Here is a 26,750-nt window from a genome sequence, read left to right as displayed (position 1 = left end):
CGCGCCTCAGTGCGCGGGTCGGCGCACGACGCCGTCCTCCAGACGCACCACGCGGTCGGCGGCGGCGAGCACCCGGTCGTCGTGGGCGCTGACCAGCACCCCCGACCCACGGCGGGTCGCGGCGATGACGGCGCGCAGCACCCGTTCGACGTTGTCGTCGTCCTGGTGCCCGGTGGGTTCGTCGAGCACGACGAGGGCGGGTGTCAGGACGACGGCGCGGGCCAGGGCCGTGCGCTGCTGCTCACCCATCGACACCTCGCCGACCAGGCGGTCGGCGAGGCCGGTGAGTCCCCACTCGGCGAGCAGGTCGGGGCGGCCGTCCCACGTCTGCCCGGCACGCGCCGCGGGCAGGGCGATGTTCTGCCCCACGGTCAGCTCGGGCAGCAGGCCCAGCTGCTGGGGGACGCTCGCGACCGTCGACCAGTCGCAGACCTCGTGCGCCGCCTGCCCGTTGACGAGCACCTGCCCGTGGGTGGGTCGCTCGAACCCGGCGGCGAGGTGGCACAGGGTCGACTTGCCCGAGCCCGAGGGGCCCGCGACGCACACCATCTCCCCCGGGGCGACGGTCAGGTCCAAGGGGTGCAGGGCGATGACAGCCACCGCGCCGGACCGGTACGTCAGCGTCGCCCCGCGCACCTCGAGGACCGGGGGCGCGGGGTGCGCCGGGGGCACCACGTGCCGCGCGTGCGCCGTCACGACCCGACCTCCGGGGGTGACAGGACCACACGACCCGCCTCGACGGTGACCCGGGCCCGCCCCTGGGTGAAGAGGCTCAGCGCCGGCCCGGTGAGCTGCACCCGTCCGGTCGAGTCGAGCATCGCCAGTGCCTCGCCGTGCGGCACCTGCTCGGAGGACACCACGCCGTGCCGCAGCCGCAGCACCCGGTCGGCGCCGGCGAGGGCGTGCTCGTCGTGGCTGCTGAGCACCACGGTGCTGCCGGCTGACGCGGCGCGGCGCAGGGCCGCGAGGACGACGTCGGCGTTGGCGTGGTCCAGCTCGGCCGTCGGCTCGTCGGCGACGACCACCGTGGGTGGGCCGAGCAGCGCCAGGGCCACCGCGAGCCGCTGCTGCTGGCCGCCCGACAGCGTGCGCGGCAGGTGGGTGGCGCGGTCGACGAGACCCACCCCGGCCAGGACCTCGCGGGCGTCCACGTCCCGCATGCCGCGCAGGACGGCGACCTGCCGCACCTGGTCGATGGCCGTCAGGTGGGGGAACAGCCCTCGCGAGGACCTCTGCTCGACGAAGGACACGGTGCGCCGTCGCAGGTCCCGCAGCGCACGGGCCCGCAGCAGCGAGACGTCCTGCCCGAGGAGCTCGAGGCGTCCGGCGCTGGGCCTCTCCCGGGCGGCGACCATCCGCAGCAGGCTGCTCTTGCCCGAGCCGGACGGGCCTGCCACCGCGGTGACCGTCCCGGCGTGGAACGAGGCGTCGATCCCGCGCAGCGCCTGCACCTCTCCGGTGCCCGACCGGTACACCCGCACGAGCCCGTCGCACACCACGACGGGCGCCACGTCACGGACCGCCGGCCTCTGCGGCGTCCCCTCAACCATCACCACGCAGGACCTCCCCGGCTGAGACCGCACGCGAGCTGCGCCGGGCCACGACCGTGGACAGCATCCCGGCGGCGAGCACGACCAGGGCGAGCAGGCCGACGTCGGCCCAGGCCAGGATCGGGCGGACGGTCGGGACGAGCGAGGGCACCGGGTCCACGAGCGACGGCCCGGCGACGCTCAGCACCAGCACGGACACGAGGGCCGCCACTGCGGCGCGCACCAGCAGCCCGGCCATCTCGCCGGCTCGGGCCCGTGTCAGCTCGCGGCCGGTGACGCCGATCCGGGTGAGCAGCAGGTCGCCGAGCCGGTCGCGTTCGGCGACCCGGACCGCGTGCAGCAGGAGCACGGCCACCCCGAGCACCGTGGCCGCCGCGCCGAGCGCGACGAGGTACTCGAGCGGCCACAGCGCGCCACGGACCCCCGGACGTTGCGCGGCGACCTCGCGGGTGAGCACGTCGGGGGGTGCGAGCTCGGCGTCGGTGAACATCTGCTCGAGCTCGACCGCACCGCCGCCAGACCACACCGCCGCCCGGAACCCACCGGCCCGGAGCCCGGGGTCGGAGCTCTCGGGGACGAGCGTGGGGTCGGCGAAGGGCACGTCGGTGAACACCCGGGTGGCGTCGGCCACCAGACCCCGCCCGGGCATCCCGGGGAACGCCTCGACGCTCGCGACGACCTCGAACCGCAGCTCCCAGACGGCCTGGGTGGTGAGGGTCCCGGTGTCACCGACCTCGTACGCAGGGTTGTCCACCATGATCACCGGCAGGGGTGCCAGCTGCGCGGGCATCTCCCCGGAGCCGTCGTCGGGCGTCTCCCCGGAGCCGTCGTCGAGCATCGCGAGCGCCTCGCGGCCCCCGTCGAGCGCACCCGACTCCCCCCACAGCGCGACGTCGGCGAACCGTGGGCTGTCGACCGCCAGGAGTGTGACGTCGCCGAACCGCGGGGGCAGGGTCACCTGCTGTCGCCAGACGAAGGTCGAGCCGGGGACGGGTGGGGTGGGGACACCGTCGTCCACCGGAGGGGCCAGGCGCCACGAGCCGTCGACGTCGGCGGTGACCGGCGCACCGGCGGCGACCGCGAGCTTGTCCTGGATGCCACGGTCCACACCCCGCTCGGCCGCGATGGCCCAGAGCAGCATCGCCATCCCGACGGACACGATGACCACGCTCGCGGTGACCTCCCGGCCGGTGCGTCGGGCCCGGTGCGAGGCGAGCCACCGCGGGGTGCCGACCCGCGCGAGCCCCCACGGGACGCGGGCCTGGACCACGCGCAGCAGGCCGACCCCCACGGCGGCCACGGCGGCCGCGAGCAGCATCGGGAAGGCGACCGCGAGCGCCCCGGGCGAGCGCGAGGTCCCGGTGCCGGAGATGCCGGCCGCGGCGACCAGGGTGAGGACGACCAGCAGCGCCTCCCAGGGCACCGTCCGCCGCCGCGCACCGAGCCGGGCGGACTGCCACCTGTCGGCGACCGCCGCCGTCGCACCTGCCGCGGCGGTCATGGTCAGGATCCCCAGGACGCCGGCCAGCAGCGCGGTGCGGACCACCCCGGTGAGGATCCCCTCGCCCAGGTGCGGGGAGGGTCCCAGGTACCGGACCAGCACCCACGCCGATCCCGCCCCGAGCGCTGTCCCGACGGCGACCGGCAGCACGGCCTCGAGCCCGGCGAGGGCCGCGACCGCCCAGGGACGCAGCCCGAGCCCGGCGGCGAGCGCGTTCTCGGGGCGTCGGCTGCGCTGGACCAGCACGGCCGCGCTGGCCACCGCGGCGAGCCCCAGGGCCAGACCCGCCCAGGAGAGCGAACGCACCTGCCCGCGGGCGAGCAGGGTGGTGGCGTCGGCCCGTTCGACCACACCCCGGATGCCGGAAACGACCTGCATCGGCTCGGGGGCCGGCAGGCCCAGCGCGGTGAGGCGGTCGACGGCGCTGCCCGCGACGAAGGCCTGCCGGCCGAGCTCGTGGATCCCTGCGGCGGCGGACCGGGCCTGGGCCGGGGTCGGACCGTCGACCAGGGCCAGGTCCCCGACCCAGAGCGGGGTCTCCCAGATCTCGACCGCCAGGCGGTCGAACGTGGCCCGGTCGGCGAAGACCATCGCGGACCGCTCGCCGAGCAGCATCGCGGGCAGGTCGCGCTCGCTCGAGACCCAGGTGGTGAGCTCGCCGAGGGCAGGCAGGACGCTGCCCTCGAGGGTCGGGTAGGTGCCGGCCAGGACGGCCGTCGCGACCGGCTCGGGGTCGAGGGCGTCACGCTCGGCCGGGCGCCGCAGGTCGACGGTCAGCTCGACCCGGTCGCCGGGTCTGGCCCCGAGGTCGGCGGCGACCTCCTCCGGGAGCCACACCCCCTGGTCCGGCACCGACCCGGCGGCCTGGGCCAGCGCCTCGACCGCACCGTCGCGGTAGTGCAGGGTGCCGCGGACCTGGACCTCGCCGACACCGACGAGTGCGGTCGCCCGCGGGTCGACGCGCTCGACGAAGCCGAAGGCCGAGACCACCGGCTCGCCCAGCTCGGGAAGATCGGCGAGCAGCGCCCGCAGGGGTCCGTCGGCCGCCGGCGGCACGACCGCGGGCACCACGGTCCGCAGACGTGCGGCGTCCCGGTCGAACGCGTCGGGCGGGATGGCATCGATCTCGGCCTGGACGCTCGCCGCCGCGACGGACCTCTCGAACAGTGGGAGCGATACCGCTGCGAGCGCGAGGACGGCCGAGGTCAGCACCACCAGGAGGAGCCACCCGCGCTCGTGGAGCAGGCGTACCGGCGCCGCGCGCCACAGCGGCCCCACCGGACGGGTCATGGTCGGGGAGCCTAGCCGGGACCCATGATGGTCCGATGGCGATCATCCTGCCCGAGCTCCTGGTGCCCGACGCCGAGTCCTGGCGCGACTGGCTCGAGGGGAACCACACGGCCTCCCCGGGGGTGTGGCTCGTGCTGCACAAGAAGGGTGGCACCGTCACGACCCTGACCTACGCGCAGGCCCTCGACGAGGCCCTGTGCTTCGGGTGGATCGACGGTCAGGCGGCGCGGCGCGACGCCGAGAGCTCCCTGCAGCGGATGACGCCCCGCCGCCCCCGGAGCCCGTGGTCGGCCCGCAACGTCACCCACGTCGCCCGGCTCGAGGCCGAGGGTCGGATGCGCGAGGCCGGGCGGGCACAGGTGCTGGCCGCCCAGGCCGACGGCCGCTGGGACCGTGCCTACCCGGGGCAGTCCGACACCCCGGTGCCCGAGGACCTCGCCGAGGCGCTGGCCGCCGAGCCCCTCGCACAGGCCTGGTTCGAGGTGCTGACCGCGACCAACCGGTTCGCGATCATCTACCGGATCAACTCCGTCAAGCGTCCCGAGACGCGGGCCCGCAAGATCCGCGAGGCCGTCGCCGCGCTCGCCCGTGGCGAGACCCCGTACCCCCAGCGCAAGACGCCACCGGCGGAGGCGCCACGGTCCTGAGCGACCCGAGACCACCGCAGCGCTCGTGATGGTCCGTCTGTCGATTCCGGGACCTCCTGCCCGTCATGCTGAGGACGGCGCCGACGGGGTGCCGTCGGACGGAGGGAGACCACCATGACCGCACCGCAGACCGCCACGGAGTACGTCGTCCTGCTGCACGACGACGAGAAGGCCTGGCTGAGCTACGGACCCGAGGAACGCGCGGCCGCGTTCGCCCTGCACGGACGGTTCTCGGAGCTGTGCGCGCAGCGCGGGCACACGATCACCGGGGGGGCCGAGCTCGCCCCGAGCACCACCTCCCGGGTCCTTCGACGACCGGACGCGCACGGTCCGCTCGCGATCAGCGAGGGCCCCTATGCCGAGACGGTCGAGCAGCTCGGCGGCTACTACGTCGTGCGCACAGCCGACCTCGACGACCTGACCGAGCTGGTCGGCATCCTGATCGTGGAGCCTGGCGGTGCCGCGGAGATCCGCCCCGTGGTCGACCACTCCGAGGAGCCCACCCCATGAGGTTCGTGGTGCTCCTCTACCAGGAGGAGTCGGTGTGGGCCGAGGCGAGCCCGCAGGAGCAGGAGCGGCTGTACGCCGAGCACGACGCCTTCGCGGCGGCGGTGACGGACCGCGGATGCTCCCTCCTGGCCGGTGAGGCCCTCACCACGGTGAGCACCGCGACCACCGTCCGACGACGCGGCGACCGGCTCTCGGTGACCGAGGGTCCGTTCGCCGAGACCACCGAGCAGCTCGGGGGCTTCTACCTCGTGGACGCCCCTGACCTCGACGTCCTCACGGACCTGGTGCGGCTGCTGCCCGAGTACACCGTGGAGATCCGGCCGGTGGCGGAGATGTGAGCCCGTCCGCCGATCCTGGTCCCCGGGCCCCCGGGTCGGGCGCGCCGCCCGACGGTCCCGTCGCTGGTCCGCCCGAGGTGCACCTCGCCCTCGGGCGGGCCTGGCGTGAGCACTGGGCCCGGCTGGTCGGCCTCGTCCTGGGCCAGTACGCCCGACCCGACCTCGCCGAGGACGCCGTCGCGGAGGCCTTCGCCGCAGCGGCACGCACCTGGCCTGTCGACGGCGTCCCGGCGAACCCGCCCGCGTGGTTGCTGACCACCGCCCGACGGCGGGTGGTGGACGTGCTGCGCGCCGAGGCGGTGCACCGGCGCAAGCAGCCCCTCATGGCCGTGGACGCCCGCACCCGCGCCGAGGCCGCGAGCGCGCTCGACCCCGGCGAGCACATCTCGGACGACGCGCTGCGCCTGCTCTTCACCTGCTGCCACCCGGCGCTGGCCCCCGAGGCGCGGGTCGCGCTGACCCTGCGTTTCGTGATGGGGCTCGAGGTGCCGGACATCGCCCGGCTGCTCCTGGTGCAGGACGCCACCCTGGCCGCGCGCCTGACCCGGGCCAAGAAGCGTCTCGCGGCCTCGGGCATCCCCTTCGCGGTGCCGCCGCCCGAACGGCTCGAGGAGCGGCTGGACGTCGTCGCGACGGTCGTCTACCTCGTCTTCACGGCCGGGTACCAGCCGGGTCCCCGCGACCGGGCCCTGCGGACGGACCTGGGCAGCGAGGCGATCCGGCTCGCCCGCGTGATGGATCGTCTGCTGCCGGGACGGCCCGTGGTGCGCGCCCTGCTGGCCCTGATGCTCCTGCAGCACTCGCGACGTGATGCGCGGCTCGACGAGGACGGCCGCCTCGTGCTGCTGCCCGAGCAGGACCGGTCCCGGTGGCACGACGACGAGATCCGCGCGGGCCTGGAGCTCCTGCGCACCGTCCCGCCCGGTGAGGGTCTGGCCGAGGAGTACCGACTCCAGGCCCTGATCGCCGCCGAGCACGCCACGGCTGCGGACCCGGCTGCCACGAGGTGGCCGGTGGTCGCCGAGCACTACGCGGCCCTCGAGCTCCTGACCGGGTCGCCGGTGGTGCGGCTGGCTCGCGCCGTGGCGGTCGCCGAGGCCGACGGGCCGCGCGCGGGGCTCGCCCTGCTCGAGGGCCTGGACGAGGAGATCCCCCGCAGCCACCGGCTCGCGGCGGTCCGGGGCGAGCTGCTCGCCCGGGCCGGCCGGCGGGCCGAGGCCGTGGTGGCCCTCGAACGGGCGATCGCACTGGCATCGAGCCCGGTCGAGGTCGAGCACCTGCGGGAGCGGCTCGAAGCGGCCCGGCGCTGACCCGACGGCACAGGAGACGGCCGCGGCGCGGGAGGCTCTCCCGCGCCGCGGGGTCGTCGACGTCATCGGCCCGCCCGAGCTCACCCAGGGTTCGCGCAGCTCGCCGCCAGGAACACCAGGACCGCGACGGGCCGGCGCCCCCGCTGATCGCCCGAGCCGCTAGCCAGGGCTGTGCGGCGCGACGACGGCCGCCTCGACGACGCGCGCGAGAGCCTCGCGAGCCCGCTCCAGCGTGGCGCCACCCTCCGGGGTGATCAGCCCGAGCGCGAGCCCGTCGACCATCGCCAGCAGGATTATCGCGGCCTGGTCGAGGTCGGGAGACCTCAGCGCGTCCTCGGCGTCGAGGACGGCGAGCCACCCGCCGACCCGATCGCGGGCACGGCGCGACAACGCGGCCAGCACGGCGCGCTGCTGCTCGGTCCGGGTGGGGCCGATCGCCGCGGCGTACCCGGCGAGCCATCCTTCGAGCCGGACGACGTCGGCGTCGGTGGCGGGCAGGAGCTGCGCGACGCACTCGGTGAGCCGGATCGCGGGTGCGACCGTGGCGTCCTTGATCCGCAGGTCGGAGAGCTGCGCGTCAAGCATGGTCCCGAGCACGGCGTCGAAGAGGTCCTGCTGGGTCGGGAAGTAGTGACGCAGGGTGCTCGCCCCGATCCCCGCCCGGGCCGCGACGTGCCGCACGCTGACCCCGCTCAGGCCGTCCGTCGTGGCGATCTCGTGCGCGGCCCGGAGGATCTGGGAACGCCTGTCGATCATCTGGCCCTCCTCCGGTACACCGTGCTAGTACGGCGTGCTAATGTGCTCTGGCACAGCGTACTAGTGACGGCGTCGCCAGGGTGGCGGTTCGCCCACCCGTCAGCGGAGAGGAACCCCGATGATCGAGAACCTGCAGGACTTCACGACGTCGCTCCCCCCGCTGCTCCAGTGGCTGGGGGTCATGGCCGCCGGTGCCATCCCGTTCGTCGAGTCCTACTTCGGCTCCGTCATCGGCATCTTCGCCGGGGTCCCGTTCCTGCTCGCCGTCGCCGCCGCCGTCGTCGGCAACGTCGCCACCATGGTGCTCACGGTGAGCGTCACCCACGGCGTCCGCGGACGGATGGCCGGCCCCGCCAAGGAGGCCTCGCCCCGCCGTCAGCGCCTGCGCCGTTCCTTCGACCGGTACGGCGTCGCCGGCGTCAGCCTGCTCGGGCAGACCGTCCTGCCCAGCCAGATCACCTCCGCGGCACTGGTCTCCTTCGGTGCCCCGAAGAGGACGGTCATCGTCTGGCAGGTGGTCTCGATCGTCCTGTGGGGCGTCGTCTTCGGGGTCCTGGCGCTTCTCGGCGTGGACCTCGTCGGCAGTCGCTGAGGTCGACGGCCGCCGGCCCTAGGACGGCCCGCTCGGGAAGCCGGCCGTCCCGCCCTGACCCGTCCACCAGTCGGCCCACCGGCGCTCGACCGCCGGGAAGGTCCCCTCGTCGACCCCGTACGTGCTGAGCACGAAGATCGCGGTGCCCTCGGGCGGTGCGCTCGACGGCGGGGTGCGGGCGACGACGAGCAGCGCGTCACCCTCCTCGGCGACCGTCAGGCCCACCTGCAGGTCGGTCTGGAAGAAGATCTCGCCGCTGAACCGCGACCCGTCAGGACGCTCGACCTCGTAGGCGCTGCCGACCGGTTCGCCACCCATCGGCCGGATCCCCAGCCGTGCGAGCAACGGGTCGCCCTCAGGCCCCAGACCCACACCGAGGGCGCTGACGGTGCGGCGCTCCTGGTCGGGGTGGCGCTCGAGGGCGAAGCGCAGCTGCTGGACGAAGGTGATCCACCCCTCGTCGACCGCGTCGTAGGCGCCGTCGAACCCCTCGGTGCCTGCATGGTCGCTGCGCACCACGCGCAGCGCCGTGACGTCCTCGCCACGCGGGTCCAGCACGATCCGGTCGCCGTCGGGCCAGGTCAGCGTCGCAGCACGCTCGTCGACCACGGCCTGCTCGGCGAAGATCAACCGGATCTCGTCCTCGAGACCGTCGTAGTCCCAGCCGAACCACCGTCGCACGAGGTGCGGCTCGCGCAGCGCCGCCCACACGACATCCGCCCGTGCGGCGATCTCCAGGTCGATCAGAACGCGGTCCTGTGCAGGCATAGCCCCTCCCGGGTGAGTGCCGTCGGCCGTCCGAGCATGGCACCGCAGGCCTGTCCGCGCGAGCAGTGCCCGCCCACCGGCACGCCCCGGGAAAAAGGCGTGGCGGACGCGCGGTCGGGCGGCGCACAGTGTCCCCATGACGGCTTCCAGCACCTCCACGACGGCGTGGACGATCACCCGGGCACCCGTGCCGCCGACGCTCGACCACCCCGACGCGTGGGCGCTGCACGGGGCGGTGGCCGTCGGGCTCGCGGTCGACCGCGCCAGCTGGGGCTACGACGACATCGCCTACACCGCGCAGTACCTGGTCACCAAGCTCCGTGAGCAGGAGTACGCGACCCGTCTCCGCCTCGTGGCGACCCCGGCCGACCTCGACGGGCGGACGCCGAGCGCGCAGGACGTCGTCGGCACGGCGCACGTGATCATGCCCAGGCGCGGCAACGAGCACCTCGTGGAGTACTCGCTGGTGGTGCATCCCGAGCACCGCCGGGCGGGCGCCGGCCGAGCGCTGCTGGCCGAGGTCGAGCGGATCGCCGCACAGCACCACCGCACCACCCTGATCGCCGAGAGCGACCACGTGGGCGAGCCGCCGGCCACCGACCCGAGCGCCCTGACACCCCCCACCGGCAGCGGTCGCATCGCCGCCGACGACCCCGGCGCGGTGTTCGCCCGGTTCCACGGCTACGCCCTCGAGCAGGCCGAGCGGTACAGCGTGCTGCACCTCCCCGTCGACGGAGGTGTCCTGGACCGCCTCCACGCCGAGGCCACCGGACGTGCCGGGACGGACTACCGGTTGCACGCCTGGACCGACCGGATCCCTGACGAGTGGGCCGAGCAGGTGGCCGGGCTCAACACCCGGATGAGCACCGACGCACCCATGGCCGACCTCGACCTCGAGGAGGACCCGTGGGACGTCGACCGGGTCCGCCAGGCCGAGAGCGACATCGCCGACGCCGGCCACGGCTACCTCCTCGTGGCGGCCGAGCACGTGCCGAGCGGCGTCCTCGCGGCGTTCACCATGGTCGAGTACCCGTGGGACTCCCCCGAGGTGGTCTTCCAGGACGACACCCTGGTGATCCGCGAGCACCGGGGTCGCCGGCTCGGCATGCTGGTCAAGGCCGAGATGCTGCGACGCCTCACGGCCCTGCGGCCCGACGCACGGCGCATCCACACCTGGAACGCCGAGGAGAACGCGCACATGCTGGGGATCAACGTGGCGCTGGGCTTCCGCCCCACCGGGGTGGCGGGCCTGTGGCAGAAGAAGCTCGACCGCGCCGACCCGACGGCCTGACCGGCCGACCTCAGCCGGGGAGCATCGCGACGGCGGCCGGGTCGGCGCGCAGCCGTACCTGGTCGCCCGGCTCGGGTCGGTGCGCGTCGCCGAGCAGACCACGGCTCGGCTCGACCACCGTGAGCTCGCCGACCCCCTCGACCGCCACCACGAGCTCGACCACCCCGCGCCGGAAGCCCGCGCTGCGCACCACACCGGTGACGGCGCCGTCGTCGGCCCGCAGCAGCGAGCCGGGCCCCAGCGCGAGCACCCGGCCGACGGCGTCGTCGGGCGGGCCGGCCGGGTCGGCATGGCCCGCAGGGCCGGCGGTGCCCAGCAGCTCGCGGCCACGCGGCGAGTCGGCCGGGACGAAGGCCTCGTAGCCCAGGAACTCCGCGACGCGCCGGGAGGCGGGCCGGTGCCACAGGTCGGCGGGCGCGGCGACCTGGAGCAGCCGACCGAGGTCCATCACCGCGATGCGGTCGGCCACGACGAAGGCCTCGTCGTGGTCGTGGGTCACGAAGACCGCGGTGGTCCCGGTCGCGGTGAGCGCGGCCCGGACCTCCCCCGCCAGGCGCTCGCGCAGGGCACGATCGAGCGCCGAGAGGGGTTCGTCGAGCAGCAGCAGGCGGGGTCGTGGGGCCAGCGAGCGGGCCAGGGCGACCCGCTGCCGCTCACCGCCGGACAGGCTCGCCACCGCGCGCCCCTCGAACCCCGCCAGCCCGACGACCTCGAGCAGCTCGGTGACCCGGGCCCGACGCTGCGCCGCAGGCACCCGCTGCATCTCCAGGCCGAAGGAGACGTTGTGGGCCACGTCGCGGTGCGGGAAGAGCTGGCCGTCCTGGAACATCAGACCGAAGCCGCGACCGTGCACCGGGACCCCGGCCAGGTCCGCGCCGTCCCAGGTGAGGCGTCCGCCGGCGATCGGCTCGAGACCCGCCACGGCGCGCAGCAGGCTCGACTTGCCGCTGCCCGAGGGCCCGAGCAGCGCCACGACCTCACCCGGCGCCACGTCCAGGCTCAGCCCGTCCACCGCGGTCGCCATCGTCCCGTCGTCGTCCCGGTAGTGCACCACCACGTCCCGCACCCCCAACCCCCGCGCGCCCTCCCCGCCCCCGCCCTGATCGGGTGAGGTTCCGGTTGCTGAGAACGACCCGGACCTCGCTCGATCACGGCGCGGCGTGGGGTTCTGGGGGGCGTCGGGGACGGGGGGCATCAGAGGTCCCCGGGGGTGGTGGCGCGGAGGCGTTCGGCCAGGGCCATGACGGTGGCGGTCATCAGGGCCAGGAGGACCGAGGCGGCCAGGGCCATGCCGAGGTTCTCGGCGCCCGGACGCCCGATCAGCCGGAAGATCACCACCGGCAGCGTGGGCCGTTCCGGGCGGGCCAGGAACGACGTCGCGCCGAACTCGCCCAGGCTGACCGCGAAGGCCAGCCCGACGGCGAGGCCCAGCGAGCGCGCGGCGATCGGCCAGTCGACCAGGGCCAGCACCCGCCCCGGGGGCGCGCCGAGCACGGCGGCGGCCTCGTGGAGCCGGGAGTCGATCGCACGGAGCACGGGAAGCACGGTACGCACCACCAGCGGGGTCGCCACCACGGCCTGCGCGATCGGGATGAGCAGCGGCGATCCCCGCAGGTCCACGTCGAGCCCGAAGGGCCGGTGCAGGGCGATGAGGAAGCCGAAGCCCACGGTCACCGCCGAGACGCCCAGGGGCAGCATGAACACCGCGTCGAGCACCCCGGCCGCCCGCCGCACCCCGCGGCGGCGTGGTCGGCGCGAGACCACCAGCGCGACCAGCCCACCCACGACCACGGCGATCACCGTGGCGTCCACGGCGATCCGCAACGAGTTCAGCGCCGCCTCCCACACCGTCACGCTCAGGGTGTTGGCCCCACCGGTGGTCCCCAGGTTCACGTAGTTGCCCAGCCCCCAGCCGCCGGGGGTCCGGAAGGAGCGCACCAGCACGGTGCCCAGGGGCAGGGCCAGCAGTCCCAGGACGACGGCGCCCGTGACCAGCACCGCGGCCACGTCGCCCGAGCGCCGGGTGGGTCCGCGCAGGGCGAGCCGCACCGGGTGGGCGATCCGCTCGGGTGCACCGAGCTGCAGGGCACGCTCTCGCCGCGACCGTGCCCGGCCGGCCGCTCCCAGTGCGACGGCGATCACCACGAGCTGCACCACGGACAGCACGGCGGCGGCCCGCAGGTCCAGGAACTGCGTGGTCTGCACCCAGATCTCGGTCTCGACCGTGCCGTAGCGCGGACCCCCGAGCACCAGGACGACACCGAAGGCCGTGGCGCAGAACAGGAAGACGATCGACGCCGCGGACAGGATCGCGGGGGTCAGCGCGGGCAGCGTCACGGCCAGGAACGCCCGCCAGGGTGGCGCACCGAGCGCCCGGGCGGCCTGCTCGGTGCGCGGGTCGAGGTGCGCCCAGAAGCCCCCCACGGTGCGCACCACCACCGCGTAGTTGAAGAAGACCAGCGCGGCGACGATCCCCGCGAACGTCCCGTCCCACCCCAGGAAGCCCAACGGCCCGCTCCCCGCCAGGACCGACCGGAACGCCACCCCGACCACGACGGTGGGCAGCACGAACGGGATGACGATGAACGCCCGCACCGCGGTGCGGCCCCGGAACTCGCACCGGTACAGCAGGTAGGCGCCGGGGATGCCGAGCAGCACCGCGAGTGCCGTCCCGACGGTTGCCTGACCCAGGGTCAGGCCGATGATCCGCCAGGTGCGGGGCCGCGCGAAGACCTCCGCGAAGCCGGACAGGTCCACCGCGCCGTCGGCCACGAAGCCCCGCACCACCAGGGAGCCCACGGGCAGCGCGAAGAACATCCCCAGGAAGGCCAGCGGCACCAGCACCGCCACGGCCCACCCCCCGACCCGGACCCCCGTGGTCCACCGACCGGCCCGGCCGGACCGAGGAGGCCGGGGAGCGCGAGAACCGTCAGCACGCACCGGGGCCGCCGGCGGGGTCGGGTCGAGGGGCCCGGGCTGCGCGGCCCGGGCGTCCTCGACCGACGGCGGCACGGAGGATCAGCCGATCACGACATCCGTCCACCGCTGGATCCACGCGTCACGGTTCTCGGTGATCTGCTGCGGGTCCACGGTGAACGGCTCGGTGGGCTGCGGGGCGAAGCGGGTCCACGACTCGGGGAGCGCGACCGAGGAGTCCACCGGGTAGACGTACATGTTCTCGGGGATGTCCGCCTGGACCTCGGGGCTGAGCAGCCAGTCGATCAGCTGCCGGGCGCCCTCGGGGTTGGCAGCCCCGGCCAGGACACCTGCGTACTCGACCTGCCGGAAGCAGGTGTCGAGCAGGGCCGCGGTGGGTGCCTCGGTCGCGTCGTCGGCGGCCTCGTACGGGGGCGACGAGGCGTAGGACAGGACCAGCGGCCGGTCGCCCTCGCTCGACGGTCCCGAGAAGTCCACGTAGTACGCGTCGGACCAGCCGCTCGCGACCTTGACCCCGTTGTCGCGCAGCGACGCCCAGTAGTCGGCCCAGCCGTCCTCACCGAAGGCCGCGACCGTGGCCAGCACGAAGGCCAGACCCGGGGAGGACGTCGCCGGGTTCGTCACGACCAGCAGGTCGGCGTAGACCGGGTCGGCCAGGTCCTCGAGGGTCACCGGCTCGGGGATGCCCGCCTCGGCGAACCACTCACGGTCGACGTTGACGCACACGTCGCCCACGTCGATCGCGGTCAGGTGGCCCTCGTCGTCCACGGCGTACCGGGTGACGTCGTCCCCCGCGGCCGGGGAGGTGTACGGGTCGAGCACACCCTCCTGGATCGCGCGGGAGGCGAAGGAGTTGTCGATGCCGTAGACCACGTCGCCCAGCGGCGCGTCCTTGGTCAGGATCAGCTGGTTGACCAGCGCGCCGCCGTCACCCGGGGCGCGCTGCTCGACGGTCAGGCCGGTGTCGGCCTGGAAGGCAGCCAGCAGGTCCTCGCTGATCGCGAAGGAGTCATGGGTGACCAGCACGACGGTCCCGGGTGCCGCGCCGTCACCGTCCGCGTCGGTGGTGGTGCCGCCCGGGCTGTCCTGCCCGATGGCCGAGCAGCCCGCGAGCGCGACGGTCGCCGCCGCCGCGATGAGGGTCAGCGCCGTGCGTCGTCGACCGACGGGGCCGGTGGTGGTGCTGCGGGTGGTGGTGCTGCCGGGCTCGGCCGGCGGGTGGGCGAAGACCTTCGCCATGGTGTGTCCTCCTCGTCGTCAAGCAGGAGGGGTGACGACCGGCGCCGTCGGACCAGGTCCGGCGACGACCGGGCGCCTGAGACGTCCCGACTCCCTACGCCGGTACTGACCGGATCAGGTTCGAGGGTCTGCGGATGTCCGCACTCTCAGCGTCCCTGCCCGGCGGTGCCGGACGACGCTCCCCTGTCGTTCCCCACGAGCCTACCGCCGTCCCGGGCGTGGTCCGCGGCGGTCGGCCGGTGCCGCGGATACGCTCCGGGGATCGGGGCCGGCAGCCCCGACCCGGCACCGCTCGACCGAGGAGGAACCATGGCAGTCCAGGCTGAGCTGTTCGCCGCCACGCACGCCGCAGCGTTGACGCGCTCCGAGGCGCTCGCGGACGGCACCGTGACCCGGACCACCGACGAGACCCACCTCGAGCTCGAGGACGTCGGGGCGATCGAGCTCGAGGCCCTCGGCGAGATCGTGGCGCAGGCCGTCCGGTTCGGCTCGGGGGACCTCGAGCTCTCCGAGGTCGACCTGGACCACGAGGCGCTGCTCGTGCTCCCCGAGTTCCTGTGCGAGGCCCTCGCCGAGCTCGGGCGCACCGACGACCCCGACCTCCCGGCGGAGGTCGCCGCCGAGTGGGGCCTGACCGAGGAGATGGACTCCGCGGACACCGACCTGCTGCCGGTGCTGTCCTCGGTCGTGGCCCTGGTGATGCTGGCCGAGGAGGCCGGCGAGCGGGTCTACCTGTGGACCGCCGAGGGCTGACGGTCTACCGCTGGGCCTACGAGGGCGCAGCGTCGGCCGCCGGCGACCCGCGTCCGAGGCGCGCGGCCGCGACGGCACGCGCCCGGGCAAGACGGTCGGCCAGACCACCGGCCGCCCCCGGGGGCAGGGCGTCGAGCGGGAACCAGGCGACGTCGGTGCTCTCCGCGCTGACGACGACGTCGTCGCTCCGGTCGGCGATCACCGCGTAGCCGACGTCCAGGTGCCAGGTGCAACGCCCGAAGGCGCCCGAGAGCGCGTGCCGGTCGACGTCCGCCGGCCCGCCGGCCACGGGGCGGACCCTGGACAGGCCGGTCTCCTCCTGGAGCTCGCGCAGCGCGCCGGCCAGGAGGTCGTCGTCGGTGGGGTCGACGTGGCCGCCGGGCTGGACCCAGAACCCGCCCTTGCGGTGGAAGCACAGCAGCGTGTGCGTGAGCGCCTCGTCCAGGACCAGGGTGCTGGCGGTCAGGTGCTCGGGCAGGTCGCGGGTCAGCGCTGCCGCACCGTGGGTCTCGAGGTAGGCGCACACGTGTGCCTGCACCTCGGCCGCGAGCCGGGTGGTCGGCACGACGGCAGCGAGGGCCGCCGCGGCGCTCTCGACCAGGGAGGTCCGGGGCGGGGGTGCGGGCACCGGGTCAGCGAACCACACCCTGCCGACGCCGCCCTGCGCGGGACGGCCAGCAGGGCTAGCGTGGCAGCACGCATCGACCGAGGAGGACCGCGTGGCTGACGGCAAGGACACCATGCTCACCAAGCTGATCGGGGCCGGCGTCACGCTGGCCGCCGCCTGGCTCGCACAGAAGGCGCTCGCCAGCGCGTGGAAGGCCGCGAGCGGGCACAACCCCCCTGACCCCGAGGACGACGCGCGGTTCGCGGAGATCGCCGCCGCGGCCGTGGTGACCGGCGCGATCGTCGCGTTCGCCCGCGTCATGGCGATGCGCGGCACCGCGAAGTACCTCAAGAGCAGCTGACGCCCGAGTCACCGGGCGTCACCGACCGGACCCCGTGAGCCACCGGTTCGCGGGGTCCGGTCATGTGCCGGCTGCGGGCTCCTCGTCGTCCGGCTCGGCGTCGTCCTCCTGCTCGCCTGCCGCGGCACGCGCGGCCTCGAGGTCGCGGGTCAGCTCGTCGACCACGAGCAGGTCGTTGCGGACCTTCCCCGTGCGGTAGCCCGCGCGGGCCACCATGTGCGCGTCCACCGGTGAGGTGAGCATCTGGAACAGGGCCACCAGCACCAGCATCGACAGGATCGGCCCGTTCCCGAGCCGCAGCGCCAGGCCCACCATCATCAGCAGCAGGCCGAGCACCTGGGGCTTGGTGGCGGTATGCATGCGTGAGAGCAGGTCCGGGAACCGGGTCAGGCCCATCCCGGCCGCGAAGGACAGGAAGGAGCCGCCGAGCAGGCAGACGGCCGCCAGCACGTCGATCACGGTGCTCACTCCTTCACCTCCCCCTGCGCGCCGCCGCCGTGGTCCTCGGGGTCGGTGCTGACCCGTTCGGCGTCCTCGGCGGCCAGGCGCGCGGACTCCTGGGCGGCGATCTCCTCGCGGGTCAGGATGCGGCCCTCACCCTCGGGCTCGACCGAGGCGAAGCGCGCGATGGTGACCGACCCGACGAAGCCGACCAGGGCCAGGACCACCAGGATCGGCACGGTGTCGATCCTGCGTGACCAGGCGGCCTCCAGGGCGATGGCGCCCACGATCGTGCTGGCCAGGATGTCCAGGGCGATGGTGCGGTCGAGCATGCTGGGGCCGCGCTCGGCCCGCAGCAGGGCCATCAGGGCTGTCGCGGTCAGCAGCCCGGCGCACACGACCACGACCACGCCGAACGGGTCCAGGCTCATCGCCGCACCTCCGGGGGGATCGGGTCGCCCCTCCGCGGGGCGGGGGAGCGCGGGTTGCGGGCCAGTCCGGCCTGGGTGAGCTCGGCGTCGGAGGCGATGGCCCGGAGGATCCTCGCCTCGGTGTCCAGCACGTGGTGCCGCGCGCGCTCGATCCCCCCGGAGAGCTCGACGTCGAGCACGTGGACGTAGAGCATCCCCGAGGTGCGCTGCGCCTCGACCACGATGCTGCCCGGGACCAGCGAGCAGAGCTCCGCGGTCAGCGTGAGGTACAGGTCGGAGTGGCTGCGCAGCTGGACGGCGAGCACCGCCCCCCTCGGGACCTTGCCGGGGGTCAGCGCCTGGAGCGAGACCTGGAAGCTGGCGATCACGAGGTCCACCACGAAGCGGTAGGCCAGGTAGAGCACCGAGGGCAGGTGCACGGTGCCGTGGAACTCGATCGGCGGCATCGGCATGGACCGGGTCACCAGGACGGCCACGGCCGCACCGGCGAGCAGGTTCGCCGGGCTGAGGTCGCCCCAGAGCAGCAGCCAGATGATCGTCAGCCACACGACGGTGACGATCTGGAAGCGCAGCGACCGGCGACGCGGGTGCAGGCTCATCCCTCGCCCCCCTCCTCGACCAGGTCGTCGTCGACGGACTCGCCGACCTCCTGGGAGACCTCGGGTGACTGGCCGGTGCCGCGTACGCCGTCGGGCAGCACCGCGAAGATGTACTGGTCGCGGTCGCGCAGGGTCTCCGCCGCCCGCTCGGTGTAGCTGTAGAGGGGACCGGCCAGGACCGTCAGGCCGATGCCGACCACGACCAGCGCGCCGGCGGAGCCGGTCATGCCGCGGGGCAGCGTCATCGGCGGGGGCTCGACCGGCGCCGTCTGCCAGAAGGCCTTGTTCCAGGCCTTGACGACGGCGTAGAGGGTCAGCAGGGACGTGACGATCGCACCGGCGACCAGGGCGTAGGCCAGCGGGGTGCCCATCGCGACACCGGCCTGCAGCAGCCCGACCTTGCCCAGGAACCCCGAGAGCGGCGGGATCCCGGCGAGGTTCATCGCCGGGATGAAGAAGAGGATCGCCAGCACGGGTGCGATCCGGGCCAGCCCGCCCAGCTGGTCGAGCGAGGTGGACCCGCCGCGCCGTTCCATGAGGCCGACGACGAGGAACAGCGCGGTCTGGACGGTGATGTGGTGCGCGACGTAGAAGATCGCCGCGGACAGCCCCTGCTCGGTGGACAGGGCGATGCCGAAGATCATGTACCCGATGTGGCTGACCAGGGTGAACGAGACCAGTCGCTTGATGTCGTTCTGCGCGACGGCGCCCAGGATCCCCACGACCATCGTGGCCAGGGCCGCCCACATGAGGATGGTGTCGGCCCGGCCGTCGGGGAAGAGCAGCGTCTGGGTCCGGATGATCGCGTAGACGCCGACCTTGGTCAGCAGGCCCGCGAACACCGCCGTGACCGGGGCCGGGGCGGTGGGGTAGGAGTCGGGCAACCAGGCCGACAGCGGGAAGATCGCCGCCTTGATCCCGAACGCGAGCAGCAGCAGCAGCTGCAGGGCGAGCTGCACCCCTGGGTCGACCTCCGGCAGGCGCTCGGCGAGCTGGGCCAGGTTGACCGTGCCGGTCGCGGCGTAGACCAGCGCGATCGCGAGCAGGAAGACGAACGAGGACAGGAACGACACGATCACGTAGATCGTCCCGGCCCGGATGCGTTCCCCGGTGCCGCCCAGGGTGAGCAGCACGTAGGAGGCCGCGAGGAGGATCTCGAAGCCGACGTACAGGTTGAACAGGTCACCCGAGAGGAAGGCGTTGGCCACCCCGGCGCTCAGCACCAGGTAGGTGGGGTGGAAGATCGCGATCGGCGTGTCCTCGTCGCCGTCGGCGATGCCCTGGGCCAGCGAGTAGATCAGCACGCACAGGATCACGACCGACGAGACCGTGAGCATGAGGGTCGAGAGCCTGTCGGCGACCAGGTCGATGCCGACGGGCGCCGCCCACCCGCCGACGTCCAGCACGATCGGGCCGGCGTCGGCGGCGATCAGCAGCGTCACCGACGCCACGAGCACGAGCGACAGTGCGACGAGGCTGATGATCCGCTGGGCGCGGGCGTGCCGCCACAGCGCGAGCGCGAGCCCGGCGGCGAAGAGCGGCAGGACCACGGGCAGCGGCACCACCCAGCTCAGGTCGTGCAGGGTCACGGGCGGTCACCGCCCTGGGTCTCGTCGTGCGCGCCCGCGGCGTCCTCGTCGAGCGTGGTGGTGACCTCGACGTCGGCGTCCTCGAAGGCGGCGAGGTCCGCGGCGGCGCGGCGCGCGACCCGGCGGTCCTCGAGGTCGTCCTGGACCTCGTCGTGCTCGTTGAGCTGCCACGAGCGGTAGGCCATGGCCAGCAGGAAGGCCGTCATGCCCAGGGTGATGACGATCGCGGTGAGCACCATGGCCTGCGGCAGCGGGTCGCTCATCTCCCCGTCGGGGGTCTGGCCGATGATCGGCGCCCCGCCCGCGACACCCCCCGCGACCAGGAACAGCAGGTTGATGCCGTTGCTGAAGGAGATGATCCCGAGCAGCACCCGGGACAGGCTGCGCTCGAGCATCAGGTAGACGCCCACGGTGACCAGCACGACGATGACGGCGACCAGGGTCAGGCTCGGTGAGGTGTCGATCATCGTGACCCCACCTCCTCGGGCACGCCCTCGAGGGCCTCCTCGCCGTGACGGTCGATCTCGGCGCCGAGGCTTCGCAGGATGTCCAGCGCGAGACCGATGACCACGAGGAAGACCCCGATGTCGAAGAACAGCGACGTCACGAGGTGGATCTCGCCGAGCACCGGGACGGTCAGGTCGATGATCACGCTCTGGAGCATCGAGCCACCCGCGAGCAGGGCGATCAGCCCGACACCGGCCGAGAGGAACAGGCCCATGCCGAGCAGCAGTCCGGGGTGCACCGGTGCGGCCTCGCTCAGCTCGTAACGACCCCCCGCGAGGTACCGGACGATCAGCGCGATGCCCACCACGAGTCCCGCCGCGAAGCCGCCACCCGGCGCGTTGTGCCCCGAGAACAGCAGGAACACCGCGAACAGGATCATCGAGTGGAACAGCAGCCGGGTGACGATCTCGAAGATGATCGACCGGCGTCCGGGGGCCAGCGTGCGCCCCCCGGCCAACCACTCACGCTGCCGTCCGCCGTGCGGCGCCCGCGGTATCGGGGGGCCGGCGACGTACCCCGCGTCACCTCGTGCGGCGGCCCCGGCGGCCTCGGCGTCGGCCTCGGCCTGGGCGAAGTCGACGGCGGCCTCGGCCGCGGCGCTCGACACCCCGGCCGCTGCCGCGTTGTGGCTGCGGAGCACCCCCATGACGTCGGGGATGTTGCCCCAGACCACCGAGCCGCTCTCGACCGCGTCCTGGGTGCGCAGCAGCGGACCGCCGCGTCGACGCAGGAAGATCAGCGACGCGATCCCGGTGGCCGCGACCAGGAGCACCGAGATCTCCCCCATGGTGTCCCACGCGCGGATGTCCACCAGGGTGACGTTGACGATGTTCTTGCCGCCGCCGTAGACGTACGCCTCCTCGGCGAAGTCCACCGAGACGGGCGCGTGGATCCGGGCGCCGGGGATGATCAGCGCAAGCCCTCCGACCGTCAGCCCGACGAGCGAGGCCACCCCGAGCCGGACCCATCGGCTGGTCGCGAGCGGGCGCACCGAGAAGTAGGCGGGCAGGCGGCGCAGCACGAGCACGAAGACGACCAGGGTGATCGTCTCGACCAGCACCTGGGTCAGGGCGAGGTCGGGGCCACCGTGCAGCAGGTACAGGGCCGCGACCGCGTACCCGCTGATCCCGGCCAGGACGACCGCCTTGAGCCGACGACGGGCTCGGGCGGCCAGGATCATCGCGACCGCGGCCAGCCCGCCGGCGAGCAGCTGCACCGGGGTGTCCCACAGGCGTACGCCGTCGGCTGTCGGCAGCGTGGTGCCGGCCACGAGCGCGCCACCGCCGAGGGCCACGAAGACCAGCAGGATGGTGCCGAGGTACAGGGGGAGGGAACCACGCTGGGTGCGTGCGGTCACCACGCCCGCGAACTCGTCGAGGCGGCGCATCGTGCGGCGGTAGACCCTGTCGGCGTCGAGCGGGACGCTCACCCGGGACTGCCAGCGTTCGACGTGCACCCGGCGCACGAAGAGCAGCGTGCCGACCACCAGGATCACACCGGTCAGCGCGAGCGCGGGGGTCAGCCCGGCCCACAGGGCGAGGTGGCCTGGGTCGCCGGGGTAGGTGTCGGCGTGGGGCGCGAGCAGGTTCTCCCCGAGCTGGGGCACCAGGGCTGCGGCGAGGCCGAGCACCGCCAGGACGGCGGCGGGGCCCACCAGGACCAGCGAGGGCTTGCCGACCTCGAGGGGCTCGGGCGGTCCCCACGGCTGCGAGGGGTCGGTGGTGCCGTCGGGGGCGATCGCGGGCACGCAACGCTTGGACCCGAAGGCCCCCCACCAGAACCGCAGCCCGTAGGCCACCGTGAGGATCGAGCCGACCACCATGGCCCCGATCACGACCGCCCCGACCAGGGTGCTGCCGTCGTGCCAGAACGCCTCGAGGGCGGCCTCCTTGGCGACGTACCCCGCGAACGGGGGCAGGCCGATCATCGAGGCGGTCGCCAGGGCACCGACGGCCGCGGTGATCGGCAGGGTCCGGCCCACCCCGGTGAGCCGGCGCAGGTCACGGGTGCCGGTCGCCGCGTCGACCACGCCGACGGTCAGGAAGAGGGCTGCCTTGAACATCGCGTGGGCCCCGAGCATCGCCAGGCCTGCGAGCGCGGCCGCCCGGGTCCCCAACCCCACCAGGAGCACGAGCAGCCCGAGCTGGCTGACCGTGCCGAAGGCCAGGATGAGCTTGAGGTCGTTCTGCCGCAGCGCCCGGTAGCCGCCGTGCACGAGGGTCGAGCAGCCCAGGGCGATGACGATGCCGCGCCAGATCCCCAGGTCGCCGAATCCCGGGGCGAAGCGCGCCACGAGGTAGACCCCGGCCTTGACCATGGCGGCGGCGTGCAGGTAGGCGCTGACCGGCGTGGGGGCCGCCATCGCGGCGGGCAGCCAGAAGTGCAGCGGGACCAGCGCGGACTTGGTCGCGGCCCCGACGAGCAGCAGCACCACCGACACCCCGGCGACCAGGCCGGTGGGCGGGTCGGCGACCACCTCGGAGATCCGGTACGTCCCGGTGGCGTCACCGAGCAGCACGACCCCGCCGAGCATCGCCAGGCCGCCCGCGGTGGTCAGGATGATCGCCTGCATCGCGGCCCTACGAGAGGCCTTGCGGTCGGCGTAGTGCCCGATGAGCAGGTAGGAGAAGACGGTCGTGAGCTCCCAGAACACGTACAGCAGGAGCATGTCGTCGGTGACGACCAGGCCGAGCATCGACCCGGCGAACGCGACGAGCACCGCGCCGAACCGCCCGAGCCCGCCGGCAGACGCCGAGAAGTACGCCGAGGAGTAGACCAGCACCAGGGCCCCGACGCCGCCGACGAGCAGCACCATGAGCCACGCGAGGGTGTCGAGCCGGAAGGCCAGCTCCATGCCCAGGGCAGGCACCCACTCGACGATCTCGACGGGTCCGCGACCGGCCATGACCTCGCCGGTCAGGCTGAGCGCCCACACCGTGGCCGAGGCCGGCGCGAGGGCCAGCAGCAGGAACGCCTTGCGGCCGAGCAGACGCAGGAGCGTGGGCGCGACGACGGCCACCACGAGGTGGGCGACGAGCAGCAGCAGCACGTCCGCTCCGTCCTGTCGAGGGCGGTCGGTCGGTCAGGGTGGCGGACCCGAACCCGGAGGTTCAGGCGCCGGCCGAGGGGTGCAGAGTTGTCAAGACACATCCGTGTCTCGGGCACGCACCCACCCGTGCCACGACGCGGGACGTCAGAGCAGGAAGGGCGGGGGTGCGACGGCGGACTGTCGTGATCCTACCGAGCGAACCGGCGTGCCCGCCCCCGGGTCCGTCGGACGGGCGTCTCGAGCCGGTACCGCGCACCGGCACGACGCGTGGGGCCTTGCGGCTACCGTGTGCGCGTGGACGCCCTCCGGATCATCGCCCTGGTCATGGCCCTGGCGGCCACCGTCGTGGGGGTCACCGTCTTCACCGCGGGCCTGCGGGCGATCGTGCGCACCGTCGCGCGCGGTGGCCCCGCCCCCGAGCGCACCACCCACCGGTTGCGGCGCACCTGGCTGGTGGTGCGCGAGATGACCGGCCACGGCCGGTTCCAGCACCGACCGCTGGTCAAGGTCGCGCACTGGGTGGTGATGGTCAGCTTCCCGGTGCTGTTCGTGACCCTGCTCGGCGGGTACGGGCAGCTGGTCGACCCGTCCTTCGCGCTGCCGCTGATCGGCCACTTCCCGCCGGTCGAGTGGCTCATCGAGCTGTTCGCCTGGGCGAGCCTGCTGGGCATCGTGGCGCTGGTCGTCGTCCGTCAGCGCGAGCACCCCCGCCGCGGGGCGCAGGCGGCCACCCCGGTCGCGGGCGTCGAGCCCGAGGTCGGCGCCCCCGCACCGGGGCGCCGCAGCTCGAGGTTCTTCGGGTCGAACGCCGGGCAGGCGTACTTCGTCGAGCTGATCATCGCCGCGGTCATCCTGTGCGTGCTGGCGCTGCGGGGGCTGGAGTACGCGCTGGCCGCGGACGAGTGGTGGACTGTCGTGGGGTCGGGGGATGAGGTCGCTGCGCAGGTGGCGGGCCAGGCCGGGCTCGCAACACCGCTGCACTTCCCGCTGACGTTCTGGTACGGCGAGTGGCTGACCGCCCTGAGCCGCACGACCCTCGAGACCGCGATCGTCCTGGTCGCCCTGCTCAAGATCCTCACGTCGATGACCTGGATGGTCGTGGTGGGCCAGCGCCCGGCGATGAGCATCTCCTGGCACCGGTTCCTGGCCGTGGCGAACCTGTGGGCCCGGCGCGAGGTGGACGGCGGCCCGGCCCTGGGTCCGGTGCCCCCTGTGCGTGCGGGTGGGCAGCCGGTGGACTTCGACGCCCTGGACGACCTCCCCGAGGACGCCCGGCTCGGCGTCGGACGCATCGAGGACTTCACCTGGAAGGGACTGCTGGACTTCTCGACCTGCACCGAGTGCGGTCGCTGCCAGGAGCAGTGCCCGGCGTGGAACACCGGCAAGCCGTTGTCCCCCAAGCTCGTGGTGATGGCGCTGCGTGACCACGCCTACGCCAGCGCCCCCTACCTGCAACCCGCCGCCAACGCCTCGACCGCCCCGGCCGGGCACACCTCGACCACCGGGCACGTCCCGCTGCCGGGCCTCTCGCGCGGCGCAACGGACCCGGGGGCCGCCGACGGCCACGCCGGGCTGGACGTGCTGTCGCTGGTCGGCGACGTCGTCGACCCGCAGGCCCTGTGGGACTGCACGATGTGCGGGGCGTGCGTGCAGCAGTGCCCGGTGGACATCGAGCACGTGGACCACATCATCGACATGCGCCGCAACCAGGTGCTCATGGAGGCCGCCTTCCCCGACGAGCTGGGCCCCATGTTCACCAAGCTCGAGAAGCAGGGGAACCCGTGGGGGATGCCGGCCCGCAAGCGGCTGGACTGGGCGGTCGGTCTGCCCTTCGAGGTGCCCGTGGTCGGGGTCGACGTCGAGGACGCCTCACAGGTCGACTACCTGTTCTGGGTCGGCTGCGCGGGGGCCTACGAGGACCGCGCCAGGCGCACCACCCGGGCGGTGGCCGAGCTGATGAGCATCGCCGGGGTCAGCTTCGCGGTGCTCGGTGACGGCGAGTCCTGCACGGGTGACCCCGCCCGCCGGGCCGGCAACGAGTTCCTGTTCCAGATGCTCGCCCAGGCCAACGTCGAGGTGCTGACCGAGGCCAGGGCGCAGCGGATCGTGGTGACCTGCGCGCACTGCTTCAACACGATCTCCCGCGAGTACCCCCAGCTGGGTGGCCGGTTCGAGGTGGTGCACCACACCGAGCTGCTGGACCGTCTGGTCGGCGAGGGTCGGCTCACCCCCGTGCCGGCGGCCGAGCGCGACGGCACCGGTGACGGTGGCACCGCCGACACCCTGGTCACCTACCACGACCCGTGCTTCCTGGGTCGGCACAACCAGATCTACACCCCGCCGCGCGAGCTCATCGGCGCACTGCCCGGGGTGACCCTCACCGAGATGCCGCGCACCAAGGAGCGCGCGTTCTGCTGCGGCGGCGGCGGTGCACGGGTCTGGATGGAGGAGTCCACCGGCACCCGGATCGGCACCGACCGGGCCGCGGAGGCCATCGCGACGGGGGCCCGCACCATCGCGACGGGCTGCCCGTTCTGCACCGTGATGCTCACCGACGGTGTCGCCGCCCAGCCTGGTCCCGGCACCGAGGGTTCCGGCACGGGCACAGCAGCGGGCACGGACGCCCAGGCGCCGGACGGCGAGCCTGCCGCCCCGGTCGAGGTGGTCGACGTGGCCCTGCTGCTGCTCGACTCGGTGGACCGCGGCCCGACGTCGGGCTCGGCCGGGCCGACAGCCTGAGGGTCAGCCCGCGGCGTTCGCCCCGAGCACGCGGGTGATCGCCTCGCCGCTCGCGGAGCCCTGCGGTACGGGGATCTCGCGTGCCGAACGCCCCGAGGTGACCTGGATGACCTGCACCTCGCTCCACCGCTCGTCCTCGCGGACCACGGTCTCGGTCACCCGGGGCACCAGGACGACGGTCTGGGCCACCGAGTGCACCGGGCGACGTCCCGTGGTGAGCCAGCGTCGACGGTGCAGCACGTGCAGCTCGTCGGGCCCGACCATGACCACCGCGGCGTGCAGCGTGGCGGGTCGGAGCACGTCGAGCAGCCCCCGGGCCGTACCGGTGCGGCGTGGGACACCGGTGCGGGGGTGCACGGCCACCACGGCCAGCTGGGGGTCGTGGGTGACGACCTCACGCTGCGCGGTCACCAGGGCGACGTCGTGCGGGCCGAGGTCCTGCAGGTCGAGGTCCAGGTAGGAGCCACCGTCGACCACTGCGGGCTCACCGCCGGGCTGGGCGCTGCGCCGCACGATGCGCATCAGCCGCTCGATGGCGTCCTGCGAGACGCTGTTGTACCGGAAGGCGACCGCCGCGCGGCCGGGTGTGGCGGCCTCGACGTCGTGCACGGTCAGGCGCCCGTCGAGCAGCTCGACGCTGGTGCTCAGGCTCGCGACCCGGGAGTACGGGACCTCGCTGACGTCGTACCCCGGTGTCGAGGATCGACGTGAGAGCACGGTCAGCGCCTGCGGGCCGGCGACCACGAGGTGGTCGTAGAGGTCCATGTCGGGATTGGCGTCGCGTCGTGAGATGCGCCGCGGCACCTTGAGCACCAGCTGCGCCGAGGCGAGGTCGAGCCGGTGGTCCCGGTAGAGGGAAGGGACGTCCTCGGCGGCGGTGACCTCGTCGACCCACGGCCCGAACTCGTCGAACTCCTTCGTCCGTCTCATCTCCCGATCATCGCC

General features: G+C 73.9%; 25 protein-coding genes and 1 riboswitch. Of the genes, 9 read left to right on the top strand and 16 right to left on the bottom strand.

Features of this window, described 5'->3' with window-relative positions:
- Positions 1-6: 6 nt before the first annotated feature.
- Genes M1R94_RS12290 through M1R94_RS12280 form a run of 3 tightly spaced genes read right to left on the bottom strand, consistent with a single transcriptional unit; the run spans position 7 to position 4,341 of the window.
- Positions 7-696 carry an ABC transporter ATP-binding protein gene (locus M1R94_RS12290; protein ID WP_249381988.1) on the bottom strand — a complete coding sequence of 230 codons (690 nt, stop codon included), beginning with the start codon at positions 694-696 and terminating at the stop codon, positions 7-9.
- Positions 693-1,550 (bottom strand): ABC transporter ATP-binding protein, encoded by an 858-nt coding sequence (locus M1R94_RS12285; RefSeq protein ID WP_249381987.1) that lies wholly within the window; start codon positions 1,548-1,550, stop codon positions 693-695. Before M1R94_RS12285 ends, M1R94_RS12290 begins: the two co-directional genes overlap by 4 nt.
- Positions 1,543-4,341: a hypothetical protein gene (locus M1R94_RS12280; protein ID WP_249381986.1), complete on the bottom strand. Its 2,799-nt coding sequence runs from the start codon at positions 4,339-4,341 to the stop codon at positions 1,543-1,545. Before M1R94_RS12280 ends, M1R94_RS12285 begins: the two co-directional genes overlap by 8 nt.
- A 35-nt stretch (positions 4,342-4,376) precedes the next feature.
- On the opposite strand from M1R94_RS12280, the gene M1R94_RS12275 reads away from it, so the two are divergent.
- The 4 genes from M1R94_RS12275 (at position 4,377) to M1R94_RS12260 (ending at position 7,146) form a co-directional block, all read left to right on the top strand.
- The gene (locus M1R94_RS12275) at positions 4,377-4,988 is read left to right on the top strand and encodes a YdeI/OmpD-associated family protein (protein ID WP_249381985.1); all 612 of its coding nucleotides are present in this window, start codon (positions 4,377-4,379) and stop codon (positions 4,986-4,988) included.
- A gap of 114 nt (positions 4,989-5,102) precedes the next feature.
- Positions 5,103-5,498, top strand: a complete 396-nt coding sequence (locus M1R94_RS12270; RefSeq protein ID WP_249381984.1) for a YciI family protein — start codon at positions 5,103-5,105, stop codon at positions 5,496-5,498.
- Positions 5,495-5,836 carry a YciI family protein gene (locus M1R94_RS12265; protein WP_249381983.1) on the top strand — a complete coding sequence of 114 codons (342 nt, stop codon included), beginning with the start codon at positions 5,495-5,497 and terminating at the stop codon, positions 5,834-5,836. The genes M1R94_RS12270 and M1R94_RS12265 overlap by 4 nt, the downstream gene beginning before the upstream one ends.
- Complete coding sequence (locus M1R94_RS12260) at positions 5,833-7,146, top strand: RNA polymerase sigma factor (protein ID WP_249381982.1); 1,314 nt, start codon at positions 5,833-5,835, stop codon at positions 7,144-7,146. The genes M1R94_RS12265 and M1R94_RS12260 overlap by 4 nt, the downstream gene beginning before the upstream one ends.
- Before the next feature lie 159 nt (positions 7,147-7,305).
- Here the strand turns inward: M1R94_RS12260 and M1R94_RS12255 are convergent, their stop codons facing one another.
- Entirely contained in the window at positions 7,306-7,902 is a 597-nt protein-coding gene (locus tag M1R94_RS12255; protein WP_249381981.1) for a TetR/AcrR family transcriptional regulator, read from the bottom strand.
- Between the two features lie 118 nt (positions 7,903-8,020).
- Between M1R94_RS12255 and M1R94_RS12250 the strand changes: the two genes are divergently transcribed.
- Entirely contained in the window at positions 8,021-8,494 is a 474-nt protein-coding gene (locus tag M1R94_RS12250; RefSeq protein ID WP_249381980.1) for a hypothetical protein, read from the top strand.
- A gap of 18 nt (positions 8,495-8,512) precedes the next feature.
- Here M1R94_RS12250 and M1R94_RS12245 read toward each other — a convergent pair whose 3' ends face one another.
- Positions 8,513-9,262, bottom strand: a complete 750-nt coding sequence (locus M1R94_RS12245; RefSeq protein WP_249381979.1) for an SRPBCC family protein — start codon at positions 9,260-9,262, stop codon at positions 8,513-8,515.
- Positions 9,263-9,398: 136 nt separating this feature from the next.
- Here M1R94_RS12245 and M1R94_RS12240 point away from each other — a divergent pair, with 136 nt between their 5' ends.
- Positions 9,399-10,553: a GNAT family N-acetyltransferase gene (locus tag M1R94_RS12240; protein ID WP_249381978.1), complete on the top strand. Its 1,155-nt coding sequence runs from the start codon at positions 9,399-9,401 to the stop codon at positions 10,551-10,553.
- Positions 10,554-10,563: 10 nt separating this feature from the next.
- On the opposite strand, the gene M1R94_RS12235 is transcribed toward M1R94_RS12240, so the two are convergent.
- From M1R94_RS12235 to M1R94_RS12225, 3 genes are all read right to left on the bottom strand, one after another.
- Positions 10,564-11,610, bottom strand: coding sequence for an ABC transporter ATP-binding protein (locus tag M1R94_RS12235; protein WP_249381977.1), 1,047 nt, complete (start codon positions 11,608-11,610; stop codon positions 10,564-10,566).
- 137 nt (positions 11,611-11,747) lie between these two features.
- Positions 11,748-13,370, bottom strand: a complete 1,623-nt coding sequence (locus M1R94_RS12230; RefSeq protein ID WP_374109463.1) for an ABC transporter permease — start codon at positions 13,368-13,370, stop codon at positions 11,748-11,750.
- 201 nt (positions 13,371-13,571) lie between these two features.
- On the bottom strand, positions 13,572-14,729 hold the full coding sequence (locus tag M1R94_RS12225) for a thiamine ABC transporter substrate-binding protein (protein WP_249381975.1): 1,158 nt from the start codon (positions 14,727-14,729) through the stop codon (positions 13,572-13,574).
- A 74-nt stretch (positions 14,730-14,803) separates the two neighbouring features.
- Positions 14,804-14,924: riboswitch (TPP riboswitch) on the bottom strand.
- A 114-nt stretch (positions 14,925-15,038) separates the two neighbouring features.
- Here M1R94_RS12225 and M1R94_RS12220 point away from each other — a divergent pair.
- Positions 15,039-15,482, top strand: coding sequence for a hypothetical protein (locus tag M1R94_RS12220; RefSeq protein WP_249381974.1), 444 nt, complete (start codon positions 15,039-15,041; stop codon positions 15,480-15,482).
- A 16-nt stretch (positions 15,483-15,498) separates the two neighbouring features.
- Here M1R94_RS12220 and M1R94_RS12215 read toward each other — a convergent pair whose 3' ends face one another.
- Positions 15,499-16,110, bottom strand: coding sequence for an NUDIX hydrolase (locus M1R94_RS12215; RefSeq protein ID WP_249381973.1), 612 nt, complete (start codon positions 16,108-16,110; stop codon positions 15,499-15,501).
- A 91-nt stretch (positions 16,111-16,201) separates the two neighbouring features.
- On the opposite strand from M1R94_RS12215, the gene M1R94_RS12210 reads away from it, so the two are divergent.
- Entirely contained in the window at positions 16,202-16,450 is a 249-nt protein-coding gene (locus tag M1R94_RS12210) for a DUF4235 domain-containing protein (RefSeq protein WP_249381972.1), read from the top strand.
- A gap of 60 nt (positions 16,451-16,510) precedes the next feature.
- Here the strand turns inward: M1R94_RS12210 and mnhG are convergent, their stop codons facing one another.
- The 6 genes from mnhG to M1R94_RS12180 are packed head-to-tail and all read right to left on the bottom strand — an operon-like array spanning position 16,511 to position 23,066.
- Entirely contained in the window at positions 16,511-16,918 is a 408-nt protein-coding gene (gene mnhG / locus M1R94_RS12205; RefSeq protein ID WP_249381971.1) for a monovalent cation/H(+) antiporter subunit G, read from the bottom strand.
- A complete protein-coding gene (locus M1R94_RS12200; RefSeq protein WP_249381970.1) occupies positions 16,915-17,322 on the bottom strand; it encodes an MrpF/PhaF family protein in 408 nt (135 codons plus the stop codon). The genes mnhG and M1R94_RS12200 overlap by 4 nt, the downstream gene beginning before the upstream one ends.
- Positions 17,319-17,921 (bottom strand): Na+/H+ antiporter subunit E, encoded by a 603-nt coding sequence (locus tag M1R94_RS12195; RefSeq protein ID WP_249381969.1) that lies wholly within the window; start codon positions 17,919-17,921, stop codon positions 17,319-17,321. The genes M1R94_RS12200 and M1R94_RS12195 overlap by 4 nt, the downstream gene beginning before the upstream one ends.
- Complete coding sequence (locus M1R94_RS12190) at positions 17,918-19,504, bottom strand: Na+/H+ antiporter subunit D (RefSeq protein ID WP_249382007.1); 1,587 nt, start codon at positions 19,502-19,504, stop codon at positions 17,918-17,920. Before M1R94_RS12190 ends, M1R94_RS12195 begins: the two co-directional genes overlap by 4 nt.
- 2 nt (positions 19,505-19,506) lie before the next feature.
- Positions 19,507-19,977 (bottom strand): Na(+)/H(+) antiporter subunit C, encoded by a 471-nt coding sequence (locus M1R94_RS12185; protein WP_249381968.1) that lies wholly within the window; start codon positions 19,975-19,977, stop codon positions 19,507-19,509.
- Positions 19,974-23,066: a Na+/H+ antiporter subunit A gene (locus M1R94_RS12180; RefSeq protein ID WP_249381967.1), complete on the bottom strand. Its 3,093-nt coding sequence runs from the start codon at positions 23,064-23,066 to the stop codon at positions 19,974-19,976. The genes M1R94_RS12185 and M1R94_RS12180 overlap by 4 nt, the downstream gene beginning before the upstream one ends.
- Positions 23,067-23,360: 294 nt before the next feature.
- Here M1R94_RS12180 and M1R94_RS12175 point away from each other — a divergent pair, with 294 nt between their 5' ends.
- A complete protein-coding gene (locus M1R94_RS12175; RefSeq protein WP_249381966.1) occupies positions 23,361-25,805 on the top strand; it encodes a (Fe-S)-binding protein in 2,445 nt (814 codons plus the stop codon).
- 3 nt (positions 25,806-25,808) lie between these two features.
- On the opposite strand, the gene M1R94_RS12170 is transcribed toward M1R94_RS12175, so the two are convergent.
- Positions 25,809-26,735 carry a hypothetical protein gene (locus M1R94_RS12170; RefSeq protein WP_249381965.1) on the bottom strand — a complete coding sequence of 309 codons (927 nt, stop codon included), beginning with the start codon at positions 26,733-26,735 and terminating at the stop codon, positions 25,809-25,811.
- Positions 26,736-26,750 lie beyond the last annotated feature (15 nt).

This window comes from Actinotalea alkalitolerans (assembly GCF_023369855.1).
Classification (GTDB): Bacteria; Actinomycetota; Actinomycetes; order Actinomycetales; family Cellulomonadaceae; genus Actinotalea.
Note: the sequence above shows the minus strand (reverse complement) of the source record. Positions and strands in the feature narration are given on the sequence as shown.